The sequence below is a fragment of the Mesorhizobium sp. M0293 genome (assembly GCF_040321735.1).
GTDB lineage: Bacteria > Pseudomonadota > Alphaproteobacteria > Rhizobiales > Rhizobiaceae > Mesorhizobium.
On record NZ_JAMYSA010000041.1, the window covers coordinates 31,805 to 55,750 of the forward strand.

At 64.4% G+C, this 23,946-nt stretch carries 30 protein-coding genes and 1 pseudogene; 17 read left to right on the forward strand and 14 right to left on the reverse strand.

Annotated features, from left to right (window positions below; genetic code table 11):
- Positions 1 to 16 precede the first annotated feature (16 nt).
- The 3 genes from NKJ06_RS17230 to NKJ06_RS17240 form a co-directional block, all read right to left on the reverse strand.
- Complete coding sequence (locus NKJ06_RS17230) at positions 17 to 1,033, reverse strand: ABC transporter permease (RefSeq protein WP_352810285.1); 1,017 nt, start codon at positions 1,031 to 1,033, stop codon at positions 17 to 19.
- On the reverse strand, positions 1,030 to 2,595 hold the full coding sequence (locus NKJ06_RS17235) for a sugar ABC transporter ATP-binding protein (protein WP_352628806.1): 1,566 nt from the start codon (positions 2,593 to 2,595) through the stop codon (positions 1,030 to 1,032). The genes NKJ06_RS17230 and NKJ06_RS17235 overlap by 4 nt, the downstream gene beginning before the upstream one ends.
- A 231-nt stretch (positions 2,596 to 2,826) precedes the next feature.
- Positions 2,827 to 3,774 carry a substrate-binding domain-containing protein gene (locus tag NKJ06_RS17240; protein ID WP_352628809.1) on the reverse strand — a complete coding sequence of 316 codons (948 nt, stop codon included), beginning with the start codon at positions 3,772 to 3,774 and terminating at the stop codon, positions 2,827 to 2,829.
- Between the two features lie 348 nt (positions 3,775 to 4,122).
- Between NKJ06_RS17240 and NKJ06_RS17245 the strand changes: the two genes are divergently transcribed.
- The 3 genes from NKJ06_RS17245 (at position 4,123) to NKJ06_RS17255 (ending at position 5,549) form a co-directional block, all read left to right on the forward strand.
- Positions 4,123 to 4,311 (forward strand): type II toxin-antitoxin system HicA family toxin, encoded by a 189-nt coding sequence (locus NKJ06_RS17245; protein WP_352628810.1) that lies wholly within the window; start codon positions 4,123 to 4,125, stop codon positions 4,309 to 4,311.
- Between the two features lie 5 nt (positions 4,312 to 4,316).
- Positions 4,317 to 4,718, forward strand: coding sequence for a type II toxin-antitoxin system HicB family antitoxin (locus NKJ06_RS17250; RefSeq protein WP_352628812.1), 402 nt, complete (start codon positions 4,317 to 4,319; stop codon positions 4,716 to 4,718).
- 132 nt (positions 4,719 to 4,850) lie between these two features.
- Complete coding sequence (locus tag NKJ06_RS17255; RefSeq protein WP_352628814.1) at positions 4,851 to 5,549, forward strand: RibD family protein; 699 nt, start codon at positions 4,851 to 4,853, stop codon at positions 5,547 to 5,549.
- A 74-nt stretch (positions 5,550 to 5,623) separates the two neighbouring features.
- Here NKJ06_RS17255 and NKJ06_RS17260 read toward each other — a convergent pair whose 3' ends face one another.
- Positions 5,624 to 6,514, reverse strand: coding sequence for an SDR family oxidoreductase (locus NKJ06_RS17260; protein ID WP_352628816.1), 891 nt, complete (start codon positions 6,512 to 6,514; stop codon positions 5,624 to 5,626).
- A 90-nt stretch (positions 6,515 to 6,604) separates the two neighbouring features.
- Here NKJ06_RS17260 and NKJ06_RS17265 point away from each other — a divergent pair, with 90 nt between their 5' ends.
- Entirely contained in the window at positions 6,605 to 7,450 is an 846-nt protein-coding gene (locus NKJ06_RS17265; RefSeq protein ID WP_352628818.1) for a helix-turn-helix transcriptional regulator, read from the forward strand.
- 63 nt (positions 7,451 to 7,513) lie between these two features.
- Here NKJ06_RS17265 and NKJ06_RS17270 read toward each other — a convergent pair whose 3' ends face one another.
- The gene (locus tag NKJ06_RS17270) at positions 7,514 to 7,960 is read right to left on the reverse strand and encodes an SRPBCC family protein (RefSeq protein WP_352628820.1); all 447 of its coding nucleotides are present in this window, start codon (positions 7,958 to 7,960) and stop codon (positions 7,514 to 7,516) included.
- 160 nt (positions 7,961 to 8,120) lie between these two features.
- Here NKJ06_RS17270 and NKJ06_RS17275 point away from each other — a divergent pair, with 160 nt between their 5' ends.
- The 4 genes from NKJ06_RS17275 to NKJ06_RS17290 all read left to right on the forward strand — a co-directional run bounded on the left by NKJ06_RS17275 (position 8,121) and on the right by NKJ06_RS17290 (position 11,545).
- Positions 8,121 to 8,873, forward strand: a complete 753-nt coding sequence (locus NKJ06_RS17275) for a pseudouridine synthase (RefSeq protein WP_352629007.1) — start codon at positions 8,121 to 8,123, stop codon at positions 8,871 to 8,873.
- Between the two features lie 338 nt (positions 8,874 to 9,211).
- Positions 9,212 to 9,958 (forward strand): SDR family NAD(P)-dependent oxidoreductase, encoded by a 747-nt coding sequence (locus NKJ06_RS17280; protein ID WP_352810286.1) that lies wholly within the window; start codon positions 9,212 to 9,214, stop codon positions 9,956 to 9,958.
- Positions 9,959 to 10,000: 42 nt separating this feature from the next.
- Positions 10,001 to 11,044, forward strand: coding sequence for an RNA polymerase subunit sigma-70 (locus NKJ06_RS17285; protein WP_352628824.1), 1,044 nt, complete (start codon positions 10,001 to 10,003; stop codon positions 11,042 to 11,044).
- Positions 11,045 to 11,143: 99 nt separating this feature from the next.
- Complete coding sequence (locus NKJ06_RS17290; protein WP_352628825.1) at positions 11,144 to 11,545, forward strand: VOC family protein; 402 nt, start codon at positions 11,144 to 11,146, stop codon at positions 11,543 to 11,545.
- Between the two features lie 12 nt (positions 11,546 to 11,557).
- On the opposite strand, the gene NKJ06_RS17295 is transcribed toward NKJ06_RS17290, so the two are convergent.
- A complete protein-coding gene (locus NKJ06_RS17295; protein WP_352628827.1) occupies positions 11,558 to 12,139 on the reverse strand; it encodes a histidine phosphatase family protein in 582 nt (193 codons plus the stop codon).
- 204 nt (positions 12,140 to 12,343) lie between these two features.
- Between NKJ06_RS17295 and NKJ06_RS17300 the strand changes: the two genes are divergently transcribed.
- Together NKJ06_RS17300 and NKJ06_RS17305 are read left to right on the forward strand one after the other, a co-directional pair.
- Positions 12,344 to 12,793, forward strand: a complete 450-nt coding sequence (locus NKJ06_RS17300; protein WP_352628829.1) for a universal stress protein — start codon at positions 12,344 to 12,346, stop codon at positions 12,791 to 12,793.
- An 83-nt stretch (positions 12,794 to 12,876) separates the two neighbouring features.
- Positions 12,877 to 13,167 (forward strand): type II toxin-antitoxin system TacA family antitoxin, encoded by a 291-nt coding sequence (locus tag NKJ06_RS17305; protein WP_352628831.1) that lies wholly within the window; start codon positions 12,877 to 12,879, stop codon positions 13,165 to 13,167.
- A 94-nt stretch (positions 13,168 to 13,261) separates the two neighbouring features.
- Here the strand turns inward: NKJ06_RS17305 and NKJ06_RS17310 are convergent, their stop codons facing one another.
- The 3 genes from NKJ06_RS17310 to NKJ06_RS17320 are packed head-to-tail and all read right to left on the reverse strand — an operon-like array spanning position 13,262 to position 14,598.
- Positions 13,262 to 13,564 (reverse strand): hypothetical protein, encoded by a 303-nt coding sequence (locus NKJ06_RS17310; RefSeq protein WP_352628833.1) that lies wholly within the window; start codon positions 13,562 to 13,564, stop codon positions 13,262 to 13,264.
- Positions 13,565 to 13,620: 56 nt separating this feature from the next.
- A complete protein-coding gene (locus NKJ06_RS17315) occupies positions 13,621 to 14,370 on the reverse strand; it encodes a sulfite exporter TauE/SafE family protein (RefSeq protein WP_352628835.1) in 750 nt (249 codons plus the stop codon).
- Between the two features lie 21 nt (positions 14,371 to 14,391).
- Complete coding sequence (locus NKJ06_RS17320) at positions 14,392 to 14,598, reverse strand: hypothetical protein (RefSeq protein WP_352628837.1); 207 nt, start codon at positions 14,596 to 14,598, stop codon at positions 14,392 to 14,394.
- A 144-nt stretch (positions 14,599 to 14,742) separates the two neighbouring features.
- Between NKJ06_RS17320 and NKJ06_RS17325 the strand changes: the two genes are divergently transcribed.
- Entirely contained in the window at positions 14,743 to 15,615 is an 873-nt protein-coding gene (locus tag NKJ06_RS17325; protein WP_352628839.1) for a LysR family transcriptional regulator, read from the forward strand.
- Positions 15,616 to 15,739: 124 nt separating this feature from the next.
- On the opposite strand, the gene NKJ06_RS17330 is transcribed toward NKJ06_RS17325, so the two are convergent.
- Positions 15,740 to 16,462 carry a hypothetical protein gene (locus tag NKJ06_RS17330; RefSeq protein ID WP_352628841.1) on the reverse strand — a complete coding sequence of 241 codons (723 nt, stop codon included), beginning with the start codon at positions 16,460 to 16,462 and terminating at the stop codon, positions 15,740 to 15,742.
- Positions 16,463 to 16,817: 355 nt separating this feature from the next.
- Here NKJ06_RS17330 and NKJ06_RS17335 point away from each other — a divergent pair, with 355 nt between their 5' ends.
- The 6 genes from NKJ06_RS17335 (at position 16,818) to NKJ06_RS17360 (ending at position 21,659) form a co-directional block, all read left to right on the forward strand.
- Positions 16,818 to 17,318: an Lrp/AsnC family transcriptional regulator gene (locus NKJ06_RS17335; protein WP_095091173.1), complete on the forward strand. Its 501-nt coding sequence runs from the start codon at positions 16,818 to 16,820 to the stop codon at positions 17,316 to 17,318.
- Positions 17,315 to 18,478 (forward strand): saccharopine dehydrogenase family protein, encoded by a 1,164-nt coding sequence (locus NKJ06_RS17340; protein WP_352810287.1) that lies wholly within the window; start codon positions 17,315 to 17,317, stop codon positions 18,476 to 18,478. Before NKJ06_RS17335 ends, NKJ06_RS17340 begins: the two co-directional genes overlap by 4 nt.
- Positions 18,479 to 18,589: 111 nt before the next feature.
- Positions 18,590 to 19,378 carry an ABC transporter substrate-binding protein gene (locus tag NKJ06_RS17345; protein WP_352628846.1) on the forward strand — a complete coding sequence of 263 codons (789 nt, stop codon included), beginning with the start codon at positions 18,590 to 18,592 and terminating at the stop codon, positions 19,376 to 19,378.
- Between the two features lie 168 nt (positions 19,379 to 19,546).
- The gene (locus tag NKJ06_RS17350) at positions 19,547 to 20,218 is read left to right on the forward strand and encodes an amino acid ABC transporter permease (RefSeq protein ID WP_352628848.1); all 672 of its coding nucleotides are present in this window, start codon (positions 19,547 to 19,549) and stop codon (positions 20,216 to 20,218) included.
- A complete protein-coding gene (locus NKJ06_RS17355; RefSeq protein WP_352628850.1) occupies positions 20,215 to 20,889 on the forward strand; it encodes an amino acid ABC transporter permease in 675 nt (224 codons plus the stop codon). Before NKJ06_RS17350 ends, NKJ06_RS17355 begins: the two co-directional genes overlap by 4 nt.
- A gap of 26 nt (positions 20,890 to 20,915) precedes the next feature.
- On the forward strand, positions 20,916 to 21,659 hold the full coding sequence (locus NKJ06_RS17360; RefSeq protein WP_352628852.1) for an amino acid ABC transporter ATP-binding protein: 744 nt from the start codon (positions 20,916 to 20,918) through the stop codon (positions 21,657 to 21,659).
- A gap of 57 nt (positions 21,660 to 21,716) precedes the next feature.
- On the opposite strand, the gene NKJ06_RS17365 is transcribed toward NKJ06_RS17360, so the two are convergent.
- The 4 genes and pseudogenes from NKJ06_RS17365 to NKJ06_RS17380 form a co-directional block, all read right to left on the reverse strand.
- Positions 21,717 to 22,016 carry a type II toxin-antitoxin system RelE/ParE family toxin gene (locus NKJ06_RS17365; protein ID WP_352628854.1) on the reverse strand — a complete coding sequence of 100 codons (300 nt, stop codon included), beginning with the start codon at positions 22,014 to 22,016 and terminating at the stop codon, positions 21,717 to 21,719.
- Positions 22,006 to 22,251 carry a type II toxin-antitoxin system ParD family antitoxin gene (locus NKJ06_RS17370; protein WP_031260421.1) on the reverse strand — a complete coding sequence of 82 codons (246 nt, stop codon included), beginning with the start codon at positions 22,249 to 22,251 and terminating at the stop codon, positions 22,006 to 22,008. The genes NKJ06_RS17365 and NKJ06_RS17370 overlap by 11 nt, the downstream gene beginning before the upstream one ends.
- Positions 22,252 to 22,360: 109 nt before the next feature.
- Entirely contained in the window at positions 22,361 to 23,608 is a 1,248-nt protein-coding gene (gene arsK / locus NKJ06_RS17375; RefSeq protein ID WP_352628856.1) for an arsenite efflux MFS transporter ArsK, read from the reverse strand.
- Positions 23,601 to 23,946: pseudogene (locus NKJ06_RS17380) on the reverse strand (flavoprotein); the annotation flags it as partial. The gene arsK and the pseudogene NKJ06_RS17380, both read right to left, overlap by 8 nt.

The window sequence follows — 23,946 nt, forward strand, 5'->3', positions numbered from 1 at the left end:
CTCCGCCCTGCTGCCCTCACCTTCGCACTCGCGACTTCAGCCACCGATCAAACGCCACCGCCAGGATCAGGATCAGGCCGATGACGATGCTTTGCGTGTAGGACGACACGTTGTTGAACTGCAGCCCGTTCTGCAGCACGCCGATCAAGGCCGCGCCCACCACCGTGCCGCCGACCGAGCCGATGCCGCCGAACAGCGAGGTGCCGCCGATGACGACGGCCGAAATGACCGTCAGCTCGTAGCCGATGCCGGCCACCGCTTCCGAGGAGTTGAGCCGCGCCGACAGCACGAAGGCGGCGAGGCCGGCGAAGAAGCCGACGATGATATAGACCGAGACCAGGATGCGGTCGACGCGCAGGCCCGACAGCCTTGCCGCCTCGGCATTGCCGCCGACGGCATAGACGGCGCGGCCGTAGCGGGTGTAGCGCAGCACGATGTGGCACAGGATGGCGGCCGCCGCGAAGATGAGCGCCGGCACCGGCACAGGGCCGATCAGCCCGGTGCCGAACCAGCGCATCGAGGCGTCGAAGCCCGAAATCGGGCCGCCATTGGAGATGGTCAGCGTCAGCCCGCGAAACACCGTCAGCCCGCCCAGCGTGACGACGAAGGGCGGCACTTTCAGCCGGGTGATGACAAGCCCCTGCACACCGCCGGCGGCCGCCCCCACCACGACGGCGGCGAGCAGCGCAGAGAACCAGCCGAACCCTTGCGTTCCACTCGTCGACAGCGACAGCGTGTTGGCGGTCCCGCCCTTGGCCACCACGGCGGCAACCATGCCGCAGAAGGCGAGCAGCGAGCCGACCGACAGGTCGATGCCGGCGGTGAGGATGACGAAGGTCATGCCGAGCGCGATCAGCCCGGTGATCGAGATCTGCCGCGTGATGTTGAACAGGTTGATCGGGTCCATGAAGCTCGGCTTCAGCACCGTGAAGACGACGATCAGCGCCACCAGGAACAGCAGCGGCCCAAAACTCATCAAAAGCCGCGCGAAATTGATGCCGCCGCGCTGGTCCTGTTCCCCCGCCACGCTCATCGTGTCTCCTTGCGGTCGAGTGCCATCAGTTCCATCAATTTTTCCTCGTTTGCCTCGACGCCCGGCATCTCGCCGGTGATGCGGCCCCGGCGCATGGTGACGATGCGGTCCGACACCGCCAGCACCTCGGGCAGTTCGGACGAGATCATCATCACCGCAATGCCGCGCGCCGCAAGCTGCACCAGGATCTGGTGCACTTCCGTCTTGGCGCCGACATCGACGCCGCGCGTCGGCTCGTCGACGATCAGCACCTTGGGATCGCGCGCCAGCCAGCGCGCCAGGATCACCTTCTGCTGGTTGCCGCCCGACAGGCCCTCGATCGCCTGCTCGGCCGAGGCCATGCGGATCGACAGCATCTTGCGAAATCCGGCCAGCGCATCGCGCTCGCGCCGCTCGGCCATGAAACCGAAGCCATTGCTGAAGCTGCCCAGCGAGGCGACGGAAAAATTCGGCAGGATGCCGAGTGCGGCAAAGATCGCCTGATGCTTGCGGTCCTCCGGCACAAGGCCGATGCCGAGCGCAATGGCATCGGCGGGTGATGCCGGCGCAATCTGCTTGCCGTCGAGCGTGATCGTGCCCGCCGCGATGCGGTCTGCCCCAAAAATGGCGCGCGCCAGCTCTGTGCGGCCCGAGCCGACGAGACCGGCAACGCCGAGGATCTCGCCGGCCTTGAGATCGATGTCGACGCCATCGAGCACGATGGCGTGCGGCGCCTCGGGATCGCGCACGGTGCGCAGGCCGCGCACCGACAGCACGACATCGCCGGCCACCGCGCGCTGCGCCGGCCGCGCATAGAGCTCGGACGCCGCGCGGCCGACCATCTTCTCGATGATCCTGGGCAGTGCGATTGGCCCGCCCTCGCGGTCGAGATGCCCGGCCAGCCTGCCGTCGCGCAGCACCGTCATACGGTCACAGATGGCGGAGGCCTCCTCCAGCCGGTGGGTGACGAACATGATGGCGACCTTGTCCTTGCGCAGCCGGTCCATGATCGACAGCAGGCGCTGCACCTCGGTTTCGGTCAGCGCCGAGGTCGGCTCGTCCATGATGATCAGCCGGCTTTTCAGCGACAGCGCCCGCGCGATCTCCACCAGTTGCTGTTCGGCCACCGACAGCGCCGACACCGGCGTCGTCGGATCGATCGACAGGCCGACGCGGGCGATGATCGCACGCGAGTCTTGCTCCATGCGCCGCCAGCTGACCAACCCGAGCGGGCCGATCGGCGCGCGGCCGATAAAAATATTCTCCGCCACCGTCAGTGTCGGGATCAGGCTCAGCTCCTGATAGATGGTGACGATACCGAGCCGCTTGGCATCCTGCGGGCTGGACGGGTGGTAGTCGGCGCCGTCGAAAATGATATGCCCGCTCGATGGCGGCATGACGCCCGACAGGATCTTCAGCAGCGTCGATTTGCCGGCGCCGTTCTCGCCAAGCAGGCCGAGGATTTCGCCGGGGCGGATGTCGAGCGAGACATCGCTGAGCGCGGTGACGCCGGCGAAATGCTTGGTGATGCCCTCGACGGCAAGCAGGATTGGCTCGGGCGATGCGGCTTCAGCTGGCGACAATGGTTACTCCCGGATTGCAGTTCATGCTGGCCCCATCAGCGCTTGAGCACCCCCCTCTGTCCTGCCGGACATCTCCCCCGCAAGGGGGGAGATTGGCAGTGTCATTGGTAGCGCTTTTTCCTGCTACGTCGAAGAATTGTCGAAGCACAGGGACAGCCGATCTCCCCCCTTGCGGGGGAGATGTCCGGCAGGACAGAGGGGGGTGCTGTCCCGCCGGCCTTTCAATCACCCCTACTTCGTCTCGCCAATCCGCTCCGCCTTGTCGAGATTGTCCTTGCCGATGACGATCGGCGTCAGCAGCACCAGCTTCTGCTTCGGCTCCGTCTTGTCCTTGGCGAACGCCACCGCGATGCGCACCGCCGTGCGCGACTGTTCGCCGGGGAATTGCTCGACGGTGCCGGCAAGCTTGCCGTCGCGCACCGCGACCAGCGCTTCCGGAAGCGCGTCGAAGCCGTAGATCTTGACGTCGGTGAAGTTGCGCGCCGCGCAGGCCTCCATGGCGCCGAGCGCCATGTCGTCATTGGCGCAGACGATGGCGTCCGGCTTGCCGTTGGCGGCAAGGCCTGCCTCGGTCACCGACAGCGCTTCGGCGCGGGCGAAGTTGGCGGTCTGTTCGAAGACGATCTGGTACTTGTCCTTCAGGGGATCGAGCACGTTGTGCACGCCCTTGTTGCGGTCGATCGCCGGGCCGGCTCCAGGCTGGCCCTGCAGATGGAAGATCTTGGCCCCGTTGGGGAACGCCGCCACCATGGCATTGGCCTCAGCCTCACCGCCCTTGACGTTGTCGGCGCCGACATGGGCCAGAATGCCCTCGACACCGTCGACGCGACGGTCGATCGTCACCACGGGAACGCCGGCCTTGACCGCTTCCTCGATGGCCGGCGCCAGCGCGTTGACGTCAAGCGGCGAGATGACGATGGCGTTGACCTTCTGCACCAGGGCCGCCTCGATGTCGGCGGTCTGCTTGGTGGCCGAGTTCTGGCCGTCGCTTTCGGTCAAATTGACGCCTTGCGCGGCGGCTTCCGCCTTGATCTCGTTCAGCATGTGCACGAAGAACGGAAAGCCGAGATTGGGCACCGAGCCCAGGATGGTGAGCTTGTCCTGCGCAAACACCGAAGGCGCGGCAAGCATCATGGCGCCAAAGGCCGCGGACGACAACAGGAATTCGCGTCTGTTCATGGGATCCTCCTCCACAAGGACGCACGACCCCGAAAAACCGGGATCGGTTTCAGGAAGGATCATGCGTCGGTTCAAAGTGTTGGAGCATCCTCCCTGCGCCCGAAAACGCATGCCGCTCCAGCTGGCCGCCGTTGTAAAAAAGAGCCTCCCACCGACGCCTGCGCGGGGATGCTAGCCCAGGGTCAACCATTTGTGCAACATCGATATAACAGAGCCGCCGGGCAACTTATCGGAATTGTCGGATTTTTGGATTGCGGGCATCCTGCTCCTCGGGCGGCTAGGGCCGGAAGCGAGAGCGCGGTTTTACATTTCTGTTGAAGGGGTGCCTATAAATGTGTATAAATACACATGAATAGCGTGGAAATTATCCGCCTGTTGGAGGCTGACGGTTGGTTCGAGGTTGCCCGAAAGGGTAGCCATGCGCAATTCAAACACCGCGACAAGCGTGGACGGGTTACCGTTCCTCATCCCAGGCGCGATATCCCAATAGCCACTTTACGCAGCATCGAAAAGCAAGCTGGACTGAAACTGAGGTGATGGACATGAAGCAGTATATCGGACTTATCCATAAGGATGCCGGCAGTGACTTCGGTGTGTCTTTCCCTGATTTCCCAGGCGTGATTACCGCCGGCAAGGATCTGGATGACGCCCGGTCCATGGCTGAAGAGGTCCTCGCCCTCCATATCGAAGGTTTGGTCGAGGATGACGATGCTATTCCGGAGCCTTCCAGTTTGGAGACTGTGATGGCAGACGCCGATAATCGTGACGGTGTTGCAATCCTGGTCGCGGCCAAGACTGGGGCCAAGAAGGCAGTGCGTATCAACGTGACGCTGCCGGACGACGTTCTCCAACGGATCGATGCCTTTGCCGAAGCCCATGGCTACACTCGATCCGGGTTTCTCGCGAAGGCGGCGGTCAAAGTGATGGAGCTTGAAACGGCCTAGCTCCGCAACGAGAGCGAGGGCGGCACCTCCTCCTTTTCGTTGTCCGGCGCTTATCTCAGGACAATGCCGTTAGGGCTGCCTTGGGAGAACGACATGCACAACCTTCCAAGCCTATAAATTGGAGAAACCCGCATGAAGCCGCAAATCATCTGCCACATGCTGGCATCCCTCGACGGCAGCCTCCACCCGAGCCGCTACACCACAAGCCCCGACGGCACCCGGGCCGAGTGGTCAAGCCTTTATGAGCATATCCACAACGACCTCGCGGGCGACGCCTGGATCGTCGGCCGCGTCACCATGGCCGAGATGAGCAAAGCCGGCGCGCATCCGCCGGCCAATGCCGGCAAGGTCGACCGGCCCTATCATTTCGCGCAGCCCGGTGCGGGCATTTATGCCGTGGCGCTCGATCCCTCGGGCAGGCTTCACTTTTCCAAACCCGACATCGGCGGCGATCATGTCGTGGTACTGCTTGGGCGTGACGTTGCCGACAGCCATCTGGCCGAACTTGCCGCCGACGGCGTGTCCTATATCGTCGCGGAAACGGCGGACATGGATCTCGCAGCAATAATCGAGGTTCTCGGCCGCGAATTCGGCATACGCAGGCTGCTGCTCGAGGGCGGCGCCGGCATCAACGGCTCCTTCCTCGCGGCAGGGCTCGTCGATGAGCTGAGCCTTCTCGTAGCACCCGCGCTCGACGGGCGCGCGGCAAACCAGGGTTTCGTCGAGTTCGGCGAGAGCGGCCTGGCGGGCAAGACGCAGTTGTCCCTGACGAGCTGCGAGGCGCTGGCGCATGGGCTCGTTCATCTGCGCTACGCAGTTACTCCTGGCTGATCGCTCGCAAAACGGCCGGTAACCTGACTGTTACCGGCCGCATCTCGCCAGCCTTGGCGCCGAGGCTTAGCCCGTCAGGCGGCGTATTGCATGGCGTCGAGATCGGCGATCAGCGTCGGGCCGGTCGGATGCCAGCCCAGCCGAGCCTGGGTCAGCGCGCTGGAGGCCGGCAGATCCATGGGCGCGAACATTCCCATCCAGCCGAAATGCTCCTCCGCCTTTTCCGGCGGTATCGAAACGACCGGCAATCTCAAACCCCGGCCAAGCGCCTCGGCGATTGCACGCACTTCGACACCTTCCTCGCCGACCGCGTGATAGCGTGCGCCCGGCTGCTGCTTTTCCACGGCGAGCCGATAAAGCCGCGCCGCGTCGAGGAGATGGCCGGCAGAGTAGCGATTGCGGCCTTCGCCGACATAGGCCGACACGCCTTTTTCCCGCGCGATTTCGATGAGCAGCGTGATAAGCCCCTGCTTGACCGGATTGTGGACCTGCGGCAGCCGCACCACCGACACATTGACGCCTGCCTCCAGCAAGGCATTGCCGGCCAGTTCCGACGCGATGCGCGGATTGGGATGACTGGCGTTGAAGACGTCCTCGCTGGCCAACTGGCCATGTCCGGGGCTGCCCACGCCGACGCCGGAGGTGATCACCAGCGGCCGCTCGGAACCGGCAAGCGCCGAGCCGAGTGCCGAGATGACGCGCCTGTCCTTTTCGCAGTTGTCGGCAAACCGCGAGAAATCATGGTCGAACGCCGTATGGATTACGGCTTCCGCCTTCGCCGCGCCGTCACGCAGGCCGTCGGGCTCCTCGAGCGTTCCCCGGTGCACCTCGGCGCCGGCGGCGGCAAGCGCCTCGGCGCCGGCGTCGGAGCGGGTGACGCCGACCACCTGGTGGCCCGCCTTGATGAGTTCGGGAACGATCGCCGAGCCGATGAAACCGGTCGCGCCGGTGAGAAAGATACGCATGCAAAATCTCCTGCACAGTTGCCTGCGCAGTATCGCCGGTCTACTATTCCATTAAAGTAGTGATCTTATCATGGTATAATGGCTAACAGGATGCCCATCAAATCCGCCGGCTCGCTGGCAGCGTTCCTGAAGGACCGGCGCACCCGGCTCGATCCCGCGTCGTTCGGCTTCTCCGGGCGCAGGAGGACGCCGGGATTGCGCCGCGAAGAGGTCGCTCAGCGCGCCAACATAAGTCCGACCTGGTACACATGGCTGGAACAGGGCCGTGGCGGCGCGCCCTCGGCCGATGTCCTCAACCGCATCGCCAAGGGGCTGATGCTGACCGAGGCAGAACGTGAACACCTTTTCATGCTCGGCCTGGGCCGACCGCCCGAGGTCCGTTACAGGGGCGTTGAGGGCGTCAGCCCCCGGCTGCAGCGCCTGCTCGACACGCTTGACGCCAGTCCCGCTCTGGTCAGGACCGCCACCTGGGACGTCGTCGCCTGGAACCGCGCTGCGCAAATCGTGCTCACCGATTACAGTGCCTTGCCCGCCGGCCAGCGCAACATCCTGCGCTTCATGTTCCACAGCCCTGTCATCCGTGCCAAGCAGCACGACTGGGAAAACCTCGCCCGTTTCGTGGTGGGAGCGTTCCGGGCCGATGCGGCACGCGCCGGCGCGGTCTCCGAGGTCGCCCAGCTGGTGGACGAACTTTGCAGCACCAGCCCGGAGTTCGCCGCCCTATGGCGGGAGAACGACGTGCTGAGCCACGGCGACGGGACAAAGCGCCTGAAGCACCCGGAACTCGGCGATATCGAGCTGGAATATTCGGGGTTCGCGGTCGATGGCCGGCCGGATTTGAGCTTGACCGTCTACAATCCGGTCGACAGCGCCGTCGCCGACCGCATTCGCGCTTTGGCGAGGCGCCCCTCAGAGCAAGGGTTGGACGAGGGTTGATATTTGCAGCAACTGCGACCATTCCAGGCGCAGTGCTCCGGCCCAACCTGACCAGTCCCTCACTTAGGGGCGTTCGCAGACCGCCTTCAGGGTCTGCAAGGTCGGCCCCCAGTAGAGATTGGCATGCGGACGGATGGCCGGTTCGGCGAAGTCGCTGAGCGTCAGCGTCAGCAGCGTTCCCGCGTCCGCCGGCGACAGATCGAAGCTGACCACCGTGTGGTTTTCGGGCACGTCCGCCAGCCGCGAGGCCGACAGCGTGCTCCAGTAACCGTAGGCGAATGCCCGCTCCGGCTCGAGGGCGCGGATGGTGCCATGATTTTCGAACGGCATTCCGTGCAGCAACCCGCGTATCACGATCGCCCCACCGACATGCCCCTGCAGGCTAACAGTCAGCTCTTCATCCGACATCCATTGCGGGATCGTTTCAGGCGTCGTCAGCACCTGCCAGACGCTGGCCGGCGTGGCGGCGATGACGACAGTCTTGATGATCGGCGCGGGAGACTCATTCATGCGGTGCAAGTTTATCGCGGATGCGACGGCGACAATATCGCCGTTCCAGGCGGTGCGGATGCCGTCATTGCTTCATGCCCTGCGCACGAAGGCAGCAGCACGGCTTGCGAAGCCATCGCGGCCCGTGGCATCTGTCGGCTTCACCAACACAGACGGCAGCATGGCACCACGGCAGACACGACAAAGCGGCAGGCAGGCGGCGCCCGGCGTCAGCCTGAACCGGGCGCTGTCGAAGCTTGGCCTGTGCTCGCGCACACAGGCCGAGGTGCTGATTGCCGAAGGCCGCGTGCGCGTCGGCGGCAAGGTGGTGCGCAATGCAGCGCTGCGCGTCGACCTCAACCGCGACCGCATCGTCGTCGACGACAGCCCGGTGGTGGCCGAGCGCAAGGTCTATCTCATCCTCAACAAGCCGCGCGGGCTGGTCACCACCCGCGACGACCCGCAACAGCGCGACACCGTCTATGCCTGCCTGGAAGGGCTCGATTTGCCCTTCGTCTCGCCGGTCGGCCGGCTCGACAAAGCGAGCGAGGGTCTGCTCCTGATGACCAACGACACACAATTTGCGAACCGGCTGATGGACCCCGCCTCGCATCTGCCCAAGACCTATCATGTACAGATCGGTATGGCGCCGGATGAGGCGATGCTGGACAAGCTCCGCACCGGTGTGACCGTCGACGGCGAGACCCTGACCGCCAGCTCGATCGAACTCCTGCGCAGCGGCGGCCGCACCGCCTGGCTGGAGATCGTGCTCGACGAAGGCCGCAACCGCCACATCCGCCGCCTGCTCGCCGCGCACGGCATCGAGATCAAGCGCCTCATCCGCATCGCCATCGGCCGGCTGCAGCTTGGCGACCTCGCCAAGGGCACCGCGCGGCATTTGACACCGGAGGAACTGGCGCTGTTGGCGGGGTGAGTGACAGCTCAAAGGTGGCACTCTGTGGCGCCCCCCTCTGTCCTGCCGGACATCTCCCCCACATGGGGGGAGATTGGCCGTCGTCACGGCCTTCGCCAATCTTCGACGTTGCAGGAGGAGAGCCGGCGGCCAAGCTGCCGATCTCCCCCCTCGTGGGGGAGATGTCCGGCAGGGCAGAGGGGGGCGCGAAGGAGCGCGATCCCGGCTTCTTCAACTGCCAGGCGACGACACGACAAACGCCTCAGAAAAATCCGCACCCCACCGATGATTTCCATCCACCCCCACTGTCCTCATCTACAGGCACCGGAATCCTCCGGGCCGGAAAAGCGAGGTGATCCATGGGATCGTTACAAGGTCAGAATGTCGTCGTGGTCGGAGGCAGCCGGGGCGTCGGCCGCGCCATCGTCGAAACCGGATTGAGCGAGGGCGCGGCGGTTCTCGCCGTCGCCCGCGGCGCGGCCGATCTGAAACAGCTCTCCTGGGAGCATCCCAAGGTGAAGACGCTTTCCGCCGACGCCACCCAGGAGGCGACGCCGGATGCGGTGTTCGCTGCGCTCCAGCCGGACGTGCTGGTGATCTGCGCCGGGGCGCTTGCCCCGTCGGCACCCGTTCAGGACCAGAGCTGGCAGGACTTCTCCGCGAACTGGGACATGGACGTCAAGGCATCCTTCCTGTTCTGCAAGGCGGCACTCCAGGGCCGGCTGAAGCCGGGCAGCCGGGTGGTGCTGATCTCCAGTGGCGCGGCACTCAGCGGCGGGCCGCCGAATTCCGGCGGCTATTCCGGCGCCAAGCGCATGCAGATGTTTCTTGCCGGCCATAGCCAGAAGGAAGCGGACCGGCTGGACCTCGGCCTGCGCTTCATGGCGCTGGTGCCGATGCGCATCATGGCCGGCACCGGCGTTGGCCAGGGCGGCATATCAGGCGTTTCGGCCTATCTCGGCATCAGCCCGGCGGATTTCCTTGCCAGCATGACCGATGTGCAGACACCGGCCGATGTCGGGCGCGCCGTGGTCGCACTCGCCGGCGGCAGGCTGCAGGGCGTCTCTTTCACGGTCAGCGGCAGCGGCCTTGCGGCGGCGGCATGAGGCGCGCAGGATGCCGACCGAAATCAGCACCGCAGGCTCGCCATGACAGATGCTCCCGGCCCGCTTGAGCCGCTGGACCAGCCGATCCTCGATCGGCTGGCCTTCGAGCGCCTGACAATGGCCCACCGCCGCGAGCTCAAGCTGCACTGCTACCGGATGATGGGCTCGCTGCACGAGGCCGATGACCTCGTCCAGGAGACGTTCCTGAAAGCCTGGCGCGGCCGCTCGCAATTCGACGGGCGCGGCTCGCCGCGCGGCTGGCTCTATACGATCGCCACCAACAGCTGCCTCAACGCCATCAAGGCGAGGTCATCGGTGCATCGCATTCTCGAACCGCCCGGACGGCCGCCGACCGAGGGGCGCGCCGCCGGCGGGCCGGCAGCCGAACTCGCCTGGCTGGAGCCCTACCCGGACGCCGAACTGCCGAATCTCGTCGACGGCGAGCCCGGTCCGGAAGCGCGCTACGAGACCCGCGAAGCGGTGCAGCTTGCCTTCGTCGCCGCGATCCAGCTTCTGCCGCCAAGGCAGCGCGCCGCCCTCTTGCTGTGCGACGTGCTGGGCTGGTCGGCACTCGAGACGGCGCACTTGCTGGGCGGCACGACCGCTTCGATCAACAGCGCCCTGCAACGCGCCCGCGCAACGCTTGGTGCGCACTATCCCCAAGGGCGCCCCTTGCAGCGCGAGCGGCCCAACCGCGAAGACAGCCTGCTGCTCGAACGCTACATGCGGGCCTGGCAGGCCGCCAATCTCGACCGCTTCGTCGAGCTGCTGCGCGAGGACGCCACCTACCACATGCCGCCATGGCTGGATTGGTATCAGGGACGCGAGGCGATCCGGGCTTTCTTCAAAACCGTCTGGGGCAATTTCGCCGGCTACCATGCGGTCGCGACGAGGGCCAACGGCCAGCCCGCCGTCGCGATCTATGCGCGGCACCATCAGGAACCCGAATGGCGCGCGCAGTCACTGCATGTCATCGAGCCGACCGACGGCCAGATCGCCTCGCTGACGGTCTATGTCGGCCCGCTCGGGGCCGAGCTGTTCGCCGCCTTCGGCCTGCCGGCCGTCTTGCCTGAGCTGAACAAATGATCATCGCACCCATCTCCTGACAGAGAGCTGTCAGGAGGCCTGGCCTATGGATCTGATGTGGAGCCCGGCAGCGGCTCCAGCAGTCCAGGGAGCCATGCGATGAATTTCGTCTCTGTCCGCATCATCACGTCAGACGTTCAGCGCCTCGTGCGCTTCTACAGCGAGATCACCGGCATGCCCGTGACGATGTACACGGAAGACTTCGCCGAACTCGCCACACCTTCCTGCACGCTGGCGATCGGCAGCACACGCACCTTGATGCTGTTCGGCGGCGACATCGCCCGCCCGGCCGACAACCACACGGCAATCATCGAATTCCGCGTCGGCGACGTCGATGCGGAATTCGCCAGGCTCTCGGAGCTCCTCAGGGATGTCACGGTGCAGAAGCCGACCACCATGCCGTGGGGCAACCGCTCGCTGCTGTTCCGCGACCCGGACGGCAATCTGGTGAACTTCTTCACGCCGGTGACCGCCGAGGCGATCAGGAAGTTCGACAGGTAGGGTGCTTGCGCCCTACCTCTGGTTCCATTTCCGAATGACCGGCTCGCTCAGATCGTGCTCGTAGCCGAGCACGCTGATGCTGGCCGTATCAAGCAAGAACAGCGCTCCGCCTTCGGGCGGCAAGCCGGTCCAGCGCGCCGCCAGCACGCGCAGGAAGTGCGCGCTGGAAAACACCAATATGTCGGCGTTGGCCTTGCGCAATTCGGCGATGATCCTGTCCGCCCGCGCGCCGACATCGGCCGCACTCTCGCCCTTCGGGCAACCATCGCGAAACACGGTCCAGCCCGGCCGCTCGGCCAGGATCTGTTTCGTGGTCAGCCCCTGATAGGCGCCGTAGTCCCATTCCTGCAGATCGTCCTTCTTGACGCTTTGCGCACCGAAGCCGGCCAGCACGCTGGTGTTGTAGGCGCGCTGCGACGGACTCGACCACACGGCCGAGAACGACAGGCCTTTCAGGCGATCCGCGACACCCCGCGCTGCCGCCTCGACGGCCGGCGTCAACGGCATGTCGGTGCGGCCGGTATGCTGCCCCGAAAGGCTCCATGCCGTCTCGCCATGCCGGACAAGGTGGATCTGCGGAAACGCGTTGCTCATGGGATGCCTTTCGATGTCGCCCGCACCTTAGGGGACGATCCCGCAAAGGGGAATCCTGCTGACGCAAAACGTGTTGCCGCCTGGCCCTGATCCGCATCGAGCTGGCCCTGTGATCAGCCCGATGGCGCAACTATATCAAGGTAGCCTCCCAAGGCTCCCGCTACCACGAGGGCGTCGGCCCTTGCACAACAGGTCGAGATCATCATGTACAAACATCTGCTCATTGCCACCGACGGATCGGAACTGGCCGACAAGGGCGTTGCCCACGGACTGACGTTGGCCAAGGGCCTCGGCGCCTCCGTTATTTTCATCACCGTCTCCGAACAATTCCCGATCTTCGCCTGGGGCGGCGCCATGGCTGGCTATGCCACCGGCGATGAACTGGCCGCCTACCAGGAAGAAGCGCGTAAATATGGCAAGCAGGTTCTCGACAAGTGCAAGGCATCGGCGGATGCGGCCGGCGTCTCCACGGAGGTCGTGCATGTCGAGGACAAAAGGCCCGCCGAGGCGATCCTGGAGCTGTCGCAGGTGAGAGGCTGCGACTTGATCGTGATGGCCTCGCACGGGCGTCGCGGACTGGGCAAGCTGCTTCTGGGAAGCCAGACGGCGGAAGTGCTGTCCTACACCGAAATTCCGGTGCTGGTCGTTCGCTGAACCTGTCCGCAAATCTCAGCCTAGCGACTGTAATGACACTGTCATTACAGTCGCTATGATCTGGATGAAGAAGGGAGCTATTCATGCCACCGCCACATCATCCGTTGTCGAAGAGCGTTCCGCTCAATATCCGCGTCAAGCCGGAAGTTCGCAATCTGATCGACCGGGCAGCGGAACTGCTCGGCAAGAATCGCACCGACTTCACGCTTGAAGCGCCGCAACGCGCCGCAGAGGACGCGTTGCTCAACCGGCTCGTGTTTACCGTCGAGCCGGTTGTCTACGCTGAGTTTCTGACCCGTCTCGACGCGCCGCCGCAACCGAACGATCGATTGCGCCGCACCATGACGGCAAAGACTCCGTGGGACGCTGCGTGAGGCTGTCGGCTCCGGTTCCGCTCGCCGAGGCCCGGTCGTACCGAAATTGCACCTTGGCCGCAGTTACCTCCATGGGTGATGGGTTGGTTTGAATCTATGAGCCAGGGTCCGTGATAGGCGGCGCATAGACGATGATCGCGTATCCATCCTGAAGAGCTGCCTCCGCGGCATTTCGCAGAACGTCATCGCTTATTGAAGAAACTTGAACTGCCAATTCCTTAGCATGCCGAACCTCGGCATACTGCCAACCGCAGGTCATAAGATGCGCCGGCGTTGCGGATAGGGCCGACTCCAGACTATTGGCGTTGGCGAAAACCAAGAGCGCGTAGCGCTCGCCATCAATATATTGGTCGTGCCCATCCGCGCACGCCACCAATTTCAACACATGAAGGCTCATTTCATCAGTCTGCTCTTGTATGACCGGTAGGGCTGTAGTTAACCCAAGGAATAGGTCTACAGCATCACCTCGCCCACAAGATACACCCCCAGCGCCAGCAGCCCGGCGAAGAACACCGTGCGGAAGGTCTCGACGCTCATCTTCTGCCGCAGCGCCTGGCCGGCGAACATGCCGGCCAGCGCCGGCACCAAGGCCACGAGCGACCCCGCCAGTTGCGCCGTCGGCGATGCCAGGGCGCCGGTCATGAACAACCCGATGGCCAACGCTGCCGTCGACACGGTGAAGGACAGGCCGAGCGCCTGGATCAGGTCTTCCCTCGCCAGCCGCAGCGATTGCAGATAGGGCACCGCCGGGATGACGAAGACGCCGGTGGCGCCGGTGACCAGCCCGGTCGCAACGCCGACCAGCGGTGACATCAAGGCCTCGTGGCGTGCCGGCGTGGTGAAGCCGGCCCTGGCAAGGCCGACGACGGCATAAAGCACCAGCGCCGCGCCCAGCCCCGCCGAGGCTGCGCCCGTATGCGCGCCGGTCAGCAGGCCGGCGCCGGTGACGGTGCCGAGGGCGACTCCTGCCATCATCGTCCACAGCCGCTTGCACAGGCCGCCGAAGGACGGGCCGGTCACCAATTGCCAGAGATTGGTGACCAGCGACGGGATCAACAGCAAAGCGGCGGCCTGCGCCGGAGGCATCGTCACCGCCAGCAATCCCATCGCCACGGTCGGCAGCCCCATGCCAACGACGCCCTTGACGAAGCCGGCCGCCAGGAAGACGGCGCCGGTCCAGGCGAGGACGCCGGCGCTCAGCATGGTGGCACAGTCGCGGCGGGATCAGTCATGCAGCAGCATGTCGGTTGCATCAGCGGCATCGCGTGTGGCCTTTGCCTGCGTGGCATCGCGGCTGACGGGGACGGCCGAGCATCCCCGCAAACCGGGCTCCGCCCGCGCCATGGCAAGGCAAGCCACGGCGATGGCCAGCACAATCGCCGCGCCTTCAAGAATGCCGAGCCCTTGGCGGCCTGATACTCGTTCGCTCATCGCATATCTCCTTCGAAACTGTTTGACGAAGATCTCGGCCGATCACAATGTGGAAATTGCGCTGCCAGCCTTCGGCCACGACGAAGGCTGGCAGCAGGAAACGACCGCCTCCCGGGGCGCCGGACCGTTTGCAGGAGCAGAAAAATGCGCTTCGATCTGGTCGATCTCCGACTGTTCCTGCTGGTGGCCGAGCGCGGCAGCATCACCCATGGCGCCGAACTTGCCGGGCTGGCCCTGGCGTCGGCCAGCGCCCGCATCAAGGGCATGGAGGAGCGGCTCGGCGCGCCGCTCCTGGAGCGCCGCCGCCGTGGCGTGGTGCCGACCGCCGCCGGACAGGCGCTGCTGCACCATGCAAGGGCGGTGCAGAACCAGATCGAGGCGATGGCCGGCGACCTCGCCGCCTATGCCGATGGCCTTCGCGCCCGCGTGCGGCTGATGGCCAACACCGCCGCCACTGGCGAGCTGCTGCGTAGCATCCTGCCCACCTTCCTTGTCGCGCAACCCCGGATCGACATCGATCTAGAAGAGCGGCCGAGCCATGAGATCGCGCAAGCCGTGGCCAGCGGTGCTGCCGATCTCGGCATCGCCGCGACCTGGGCCGGCCTGTCGCATCTCGAGCAGAAACCCTTCTTCACCGACCGGCTGGTGGTGATCGCCGCGCGGAACCGACCCGGTCTCGAAGGCCGCACCATCAGCCTCACCGAGATTCTCGGCGAATCCTTTGTCGGCCTCAGCACCGGTCATGCGCTGCAGGAGCACATCACCCGCCAGGCCGCCCGCCTTGGCGGTCACCTGCATGTCCGCATCCGCGTGCCTGGCCTCGACAATGTCTGCGGGCTGGTCGCGCAAGGTGCGGGCATCGCCATCGTGCCGGAAAGTGCCGCCCGCCGTTCGGCGCGGACGCTGCGCACATTGCGGCTGACCGACGACTGGGCGACGCGCCAGCTCAACCTCTGCGCCCGCCGCTTCGACGAGCTGACGCCGCAGGCAAAGCTGCTGGCCGCCGCGCTGGCCTGAAGCCAGCAGATTAACGGTGAGCGGCAGCAACCGCGCACCAAGCTGCCCGTTGCCCCACTTCGGGAGCCACGCAACTCGGACGTATCCGCTCATGAGGGACTCCCTCACTGCGTCCCCACTTTCTTCACAGCAGGGCGGGCGCGACAACATGCTTGTTTAGATCGTCGTCTGTGACGCCGTGCGGCAGCTGGTGATGAGGAAAATCCATCCGGAAATTATGAGGTGCCAAGGTGACCGTAATCGTGTTGCCGGTCACGCTTTTGAGCTCACCCGTGGCTGACAGCGCGGCAGGCGAAATCCCGATCTTCACCCCGCCTCCGACTGTGTCGGTCACGGTGATGCCGATCTTGAAGGTCGAGCCGTCGCCCTTCTTCGTCTTGATGCAGACATCGCTGGGATCACCGGCTTGGCTGATCATACCCTCGGTCAGGTCCTTGAGGACCTGCGCAATCGGCGAGCTCTTCAATTCAGTCGGATCGTAGGGAATGCGGTTGCGGCTGGACTTGATATCGCCCTCGAGTGTCAGCGTCTGGGCATCCAGAACCTGATGCGATCCGCTGACCGAAACCCCAATCCCGTTGGCCGAAATGCCGGCTTCGCCGCCCGCGGTGCCCTGGCTGGAGGTGACAAGTTCAAGCTTGACCGTCTTGACGTCATAACTGATGAGCCCGTAGCCGCAATTCATCCGTCTCCGCTCGGCAATCATCCTGGGCAGCTCATACCGCTGGTAGGCAGTATAGACACTGAGCTGATGCTTGGTTTCTGCCACCACCGCCATGATGCGGTCACGCCGAATCGGATTGATCGTGCCGAAATTGGTGCTCGCACAGGCCGTCAACGCCAGCATCGGCAGAGCGCACCCCACCGTGCGTCGCCAATACTTTGCGCGAGACAACATATTGCAACAGCGTAAAGACGCCGCATTGGAATCACTTTGATTCACACGCCGATCCCCCAATATCCCCACACTATATTGTGGGTAAATCATGAATTGCGCAAGTACTCGCCGAAGAAATCGTGAGAACGAGCCATTGAACCGCCCGGACCAACCACACCGATTCCCCTGCCCACTCCCGATCTGTCGGCGATGGGCGTCAGAACGAGGAATCATTGCCTTGCATTTCAAAAATTCGTGACGTAGCTTGTTTGCACATTGGCAAAAAAAATGCCGAAGTTTTTTCCTTTTATGAAAGACGGGGACTTTGCGGGAACATCTCGATCTGACCGATCGGCGGCTGGTCAAACAGCTGTCGCAGGACGCGCAGCCGGGCATCAATCGCCTCGCTGAGATGTTGGCGATTTCGGTGCCGACGGTGCGCACGCGGCTGCGCAATCTGCTCGACCGCAACCTGCTCAAGATCGTTGGGCTGCTGAACCTGACCGAGCGGCCCGAGCTGATCTCGGCGATTGTCGGCATCAACGCCCAGGGGCGCGGCCGGGCTCGCGAACTGGCGCAGCGCATTTCCGAACTGCCCTTCGTCAACTCGGCTTCGGTGGTCACCGGGCGCTTCGACATCATCGTCGACGTGACGGTGGCCGGTGACGTCGCCGATCTCTACCGCGTCACCAGCGAGCTGATCCCGGGCGCCGGCGAGCCGGGCGAAGTCGTGCGCAGTGAGACCTTCGTCGTCATGGCGTCGTGCAACAAATGGGTCAGCCTGCCGGAAGGCTGCTGGTCGGACGACCGCAAGGAGCCGGCATGAAGATCGCGGTTCTCGGCGGCCTCGGCCCGCAAGGCCGAGCGGCCATCGCCGACCTCGTCGCCAGCGACGGCGTCGAGGAAATTGTCTGCGTCGACACCGCACCGGACGGCCCTGCCCGACTTGCCGGCCTGACCGACCTTGCCCGCGTGCGCTTCGTCGTGCCCGATGACGCCATCGGTCCGGCGCTGGCCAACGTGCTTGATGATGTCGACGCCGTCATAGATCTGTTGCCGCAGCCGCTGATGCGCGAGGCGGTGCAGGCCGCCATCGCCACCGGCACGCCGCTGGTCACCACCAACTACGCCAAGTCGATCGCCGATCTGGCGCCGGCGGCCGAACAGGCCGGCGTTCCGATCATGACCGAATGCGGGCTCGACCCCGGCATCGACCTCGTGCTCTACGCCCGTGCGGCAAAGCAGTTCGACTCCATCACGGCAATCGATTCCTACTGCGGCGGCATCCCCGAGCCGCAGGCGATGGCCAAGCCGCTTTGCTACAAGGTCAGTTGGAATTTCGACATGGTCCTGGTCAGCCAGAACCGCGACAGCGTGATGATCGAGGGCGGAAAGCGCGTCGCGGTGCCGGCCGGCCAGCAGCACGACAACCCTTTCATCCATGAGATCGAGGTCGCAGGCCTGGGCAGGCTGGAAGCGTTCCCAAATGGCGATGCGCTGCATTATGTCGAGATGCTGGACGCCGCCAGGGGTCTGCGCCGTTCCGGCCGCTATACGCTGCGCTGGCCGGGATGGTCGGCCTTCTGGGCGCCGCTGAAGGAGCTCGGCTTCCTCTCCGAAGACAAGGTGCCTGGCACCGGCAACAGTCCGCGCGAATTCCTCGGCCGGCTGCTCGGACCCCAATTGCAATATGGCCCCGGCGAAAAGGATCTTTGCGTGATGCGCAATGTCTTTTCCGGCCTCGAAGGCGGCCGCGCCAAGACGGTGACATCGGACCTGATCATCGAGCGGGACTTGGTCTCCGGCCTGTTCGGCATGAGCCTCGGCGTCGGCTACCCCGCCAGCATCGTGGCGCAGATGCTCGCGCGCGGTGACATCAGAAAACCCGGCCTGCTCAACCCGCTGCTCGACGTGCCTGACGAACCCTTCTTCGACGAGCTTGCCAGACGCGGCATCAAAGTCACCGAGACGGTGGCCTGGGACTGAGGATTTTCGAACGGTGGCTGCCGCCGGCAACGGCGCTGCCGCTCAAAAAGCACCCCCAAAGGGTGAAAAACAACGAAGACATGGAACAATAAAACAAGGAGGACTACCAAAATGAATATTGCCAGACTTTTCATCGCCGGACTTGCACTCGCCGGCCTTACCACTGCTGCCACAGCCGGAACGCTGGACGACATCACCAAGCGCGGGGAACTGCGCGTCGCCGTGCAGACCCAGGGACCCCCCTTCTCGCTGGTCGGCGCCAATGGCGAACGCACCGGCAGTTCGGTTGAACTTGCCGAACTGATGGCCAAGGAAATGGGCGTCAAGATCACCTTCCTCGACTTCGACTGGGACGGCTTGATACCGGCGCTGCTTTCGGGCAAGGCCGACCTGCTGGTCGCCGACATGACGCCGACACTGGCGCGCGGCATGAAGGTCGCCTTCACCACGCCTTACATGTATACGGGCAGCACAGTCTTCACCAAGGCCGACAGCAAGTTCAAGACCACCGAGGACTGCAAGGCCAAGGGTACCAAGATCGCCGTGCTGCTCGGTGCCACCGGCGAGAAGGAAGCCAAGACCGCCTTCCCCGATGCCGACATCAAGAGCTACAAGGGCGGCGGTCCGCTGCTGCTCGACGCCGTCAACAACGGCCAGGCCGATTGCGGCGTCAACGACGTATCGGCGGTCAAGGGTCAGTCGACGGCCTATCCGGCCGGCTCCTTCACCATCATGCCGGACCTTTTGTCGAAGGAACCGCTTGCCTTCGCCACCCGATATGACGAGCCGGACCTGCTGGTCTGGATGAACCTGTTCCTCAACCAGGTCAGCATCGACGGCCGCCTGCAGAAGAACCTCGACTACTGGGTCAATTCCGACGCCTGGAAGAAAGACCACTGAGGAATTAGGGGGTAGCGAATAGGAGTAGCGAGTAGGGAGTGGTGAACGGCTGTTCCGGCCACGCTTTGCTGCTCCCTACTTCCCTACTTCCCTACTTCCCTACTCGCTACTCGCTACTCGCTACTCGCTATTCGCTAATCACCCTTCCCTCTTCACCGCCGCGCGCCCATGCTCGAAAATTTCAGTTTCCGCACAATCGTCGAATATCTGCCTCTGTTCGGGCAGGGCCTGATCACGACCGTCTGGCTGTCGGCGCTGTCCTTCGTCGGCGCGCTCGTCGTCGGCATCGTGCTGTGCGCCATGAACCTGCAACGCGGCTGGCTGTTTCGCGCGCCGGCCAAGGCCTATATCGACGCCGTGCGCGCCACGCCCCTGCTGGCGCAGCTCTATTTCCTCTATTTCGGCTTGCCCCGGCTCGGCTTCGTCCTGCCGGAGCTGGTCGTCGGCATCCTCGCGCTATCGCTCAACAGCGGCGCCTATATCGCTGAAATCATTCGCGCCGGCATCCTGTCGATCCCGCGCGGCCAAGTCGAAGCCAGCGTCGCTTCTGGCATGACCTATGTCCAGCGCATGCGCCTTGTCGTCCTGCCGCAAGCCTTCAAGGTGACGATCCCGCCGCTGCTCGGCCAGGCGATCGTGCTGGTCAAGGATTCCGCACTGCTGTCGCTGATCTCTGTTTCCGAACTGACGCGCGCCGGTCAGCTGCTCGCCTCCGACCGCTTCATGCCGGCGGAAGGTTTCCTCACCATCGCCGCCTTCTACCTGCTGCTCTATTACGGCCTGAAGGGGCTGGCTGGCCTCTCCAGCCGCTGGCTCGGCACGGCGGGGGCGCGAACATGATCTGGCAGCAGTTGCTAAGCCTTGCCGGCTCCTATCCGCTGGCCCTGCGCGGCCTCGGCATGACCGTGGTGCTGTCGCTGATCAGCCTGGTGCTGGGCACCCTGCTCGGCTTCGGCCTCGGCATCCTGCGAACCGGCGGCAACCGGCTGATCTCGGGCTTGATTGGGGCCTGGGTCGATCTCATCCGTGGCACGCCGTTCCTGGTGCAGATCTTCCTGATCTTCTTCATCCTGCCGGAGTTGGGCATCGAGCTCGACGCCTTCACCGCCGGCATCATCGCGCTGACCAATCTTGCCGCCTGCTTCATCTGCGAGATCGTCGTCGCCGGCATTCGCTCGGTCCCGACTGGCCAGGTCGAGGCGGCGCTCGCATCAGGCCTGTCGCGCTGGCAGCGCATGCGCCAGGTGGTGCTGCCGCAGGCGATGCGCATCGTGCTGCCGCCGCTGGTCGGGCAATACGTGCTGCTGATCAAGGATTCTTCTGTCGTCTCCGCCATCGGTCTCACCGACCTCACCCGCGTCGGCTGGCTGGTGGTGCAGCGTGTGCCGAACGGCCTCTTGGTCTTCTTCCTCGTCGGCGTTGGCTATTTCATCGTCTGCTATCCCCTGATCATGCTCGCCCGCCGGCTCGAACGCCGCATGGGCGCGGCGCATGGCGAGGTGCAGCTGTGACATCGAACCCAAAGGGCCCAAAAGATATGACCAAAACGGGCATGATCGATTTTCGCGGCGTCAACAAATGGTTTGGCACGCTCAACGTGCTGAAGGACATTACGCTCAGCGTCGAGCCGCGCGAGGTGGTCGTCGTCTGCGGCCCGAGCGGCTCGGGCAAGAGCACGCTGATCCGCTGCGTCAACGGCCTGGAGGCGATCAAGGACGGCGATCTCACCGTCGACGGCCAGCGCCTCGGCGACCCCGCCACCAACATGACGCAGTTGCGCACCGAGATCGGCTTCGTCTTCCAGTCGTTCAACCTCTACCCGCACAAGACCGCGCTCGAGAACGTGACGCTGGCCCCCATCCATGTGCGCAAGATCCCACGCGCGGAAGCCGAAAAGGCCGGGCGCGAATTGCTGGCCAAGGTTGGCCTCGCCGACAAGGTCAATGCCTATCCCGCGCAGCTCTCCGGCGGCCAGCAGCAGCGCGTGGCGATCGCGCGCTGCCTCGGCATGCGGCCCAAGATCATGCTGTTCGACGAGCCGACCTCGGCGCTCGACCCCGAGATGATTTCGGAAGTGCTCGACGTCATGGTGGCGGTCGCCGAGGAAGGTATGACCATGATGGTGGTGACCCACGAGATGGGCTTTGCCCGCAAGGTCGCCCAGCGCGTGGTGTTCATGGACGCCGGCGCCATCGTCGAAAGCGGCACGCCCGAGGAGTTCTTCTCCCACCCCAAGACCGACCGCAGCCGGGCTTTTCTCGGCAAAATTCTCAGGCACTAAGGGCGCACTGACACTCCGGTCAATTTACGCGTTCCTTGGCCGCGAACATCTCGCCCGTCATAGATGTCGTTCAATGTCCATTCGTTGATGCAGGATGCGGATGACATCCAGGGTCATTTCGTATTGACGGAAGAAAACGAAGTGTTGCCCGACGGGATATTTGAAATAGCCCTCGCGCACATCGGTGCGGCGGCCGGTTTTAACGCCACTGGTCAAGGCCTCGATAGCACCGATCAAATCGTGGTGATACCGATCCGCTTGTTCAAGCGACCAGTGCTCGAACGTGTAGAGCCAGATATCTTCCAAATCAGCTTCGGCGAGAGGTGAGAGTCGATATTGGCGGCTCTCATTTGGCATGCTTGGCGCGCATCTTGCTCAGGAATGCAGTGCTATCGAAGGCAACAGGTGCGCCAGATTCCTCGCCGGCGATGAGCGCGTTTTGCAAGGCACGGACCTTGGCCTCATGCTCTTCGAGCAACCGCAGGCCCGCACGCACGACGTCACTCGCCGAACCGTAACGGCCTGTCTGAACCTGCGTATCGATAAAGCCAGCGAAATGGTCGCCAAGGGAAACAGAGGTATTTCGGGGCATGAACGTCCATCCTAGGGTATGATGCCCAACATATACCAAAAATTGGTATATGTCCATGATTCTGGCTCGCAGAAGGGTAAGATACCAAGTCGCCCTGCCAGCGCGCATGTCATGATCTGGTCGCCTCTCCCGGACTGCCGCCCACCACAAACGCAGTCCGGCCATCGCGCCGTCTGAGCAGCGCGATGGCGAGGAAAGCGATCACGCCGCTCGCCGCGACGACCACCAGCACCCACAGCGAATTGGCGACGGATGTCCGAGCCATCATGAAGGCGAGCGCGAACGGCGCGAAGGCCGAGGTGAACTGACGGGCAGCGCTCGCCCATCCGAGCCGCGCGCCATAGCCTTCGCGGCCGAAGAGTTCGAGCGGCAAGGTGCCGCCGACGATGCTGGTGAGGCCGGAACCGAGGCCGAACAGAAACACGAACACGAAGGCGCCGGGCAGCCATGGCGTGGTCAGCAACAACGCGCACAGCCCGGCTGTGAGCAGCGACGCTGCAATGACGGCAAGATGCGTCTGCTGCAGCCGCCCGCCCAACAGCATGTTGATCAGCCGGCTGGCGACCTGCGCCGGCCCGAACAGGGTCGAAACGAAGAGGCCGGCAGTGCCGAGCCCAAGCGCTGCCGTCAGCGGCACCATGTGGATGAGGATCGCCGACAGCACGAAGCCTTCGGTCGCGAACCCCGCCAGCATCAACAGGAACGCGACCCGTCCGCGCCGCGCATCGAGCGGCGCTCCCGCTTCGGGGACCGGCCCGCGCTCTTGGCTCGCGGCCGTCGCGTAACGGCGCGACAGGCGCATCAGCCAGGCGTGGATCGGCAGGCAGAGCCCGAGATTGAGCGCCGCGAACAAAAGATAGACCTCGCGCCATGTCAGCTGCGCATGCAGCGCCGAGGTCAGCGGCCAGAACAGGGTCGAGGCGAACCCGGCGATGAGCGTCAGGTGGGTGATGCTGCGTTGCGGCCGGGGAACCCCGATCTGCACGATCGCCACGAAGGCGGCGCTGTAGAGGACGAAGCTGGAGGCCAGTTCCATCGCCAGCAATGCCAGAACGAAACTCACGCGGTCGGGCGAGAGGGCGCACAGCGCCAATGCCAGCGCCGCCGCAACCGAGCCAATGGTCATGATGCGCCCGGCGCCGAAGCGGTCGGCCCAGCGTCCGGCCGTCGGCGCGAACAGGCTGCCGGCGAACAACGAGGCGGACAGCGCGCCGAACACCCAGCCTTCCCTAAGGCCGAATTCGCGGGCCATCGCCGGTGCCAGGATCGAGAAGCTGTAATAGAGCGTGCCGTAGCCGATGATCTGGGTCAGCCCGAGCGCCCAGATCGCCTTGCGCAGGGCGGACCGGTCAGGCATCAACGCCGGCCGACACGGCTCTTCTCGCCTCGGCATCGGTTCCGCAACCGCAGCCCGATGCGCCCTTTGCCTTGGCGTCCGCATCCCTGACACAGCAGGCATCGACATTGGCGGGCGCAGGCCCGCCGCAGCAGCCGGCGCTTTCCGATCCTGTCACGACACCGACGGCGCTGCACACCCCGGTCTCCGGCAACACCAGCCGCACCTCGCGGGCCGCGAGATGATCTCCGGCAATGTCGGCGACCACCGAGCGGACCTGTTCGTAGCCGGTCGCCATCAGGAAGGTCGGGGCGCGGCCATAGGATTTCGAGCCGACGATGATGAAGCCGGGCTCGGGA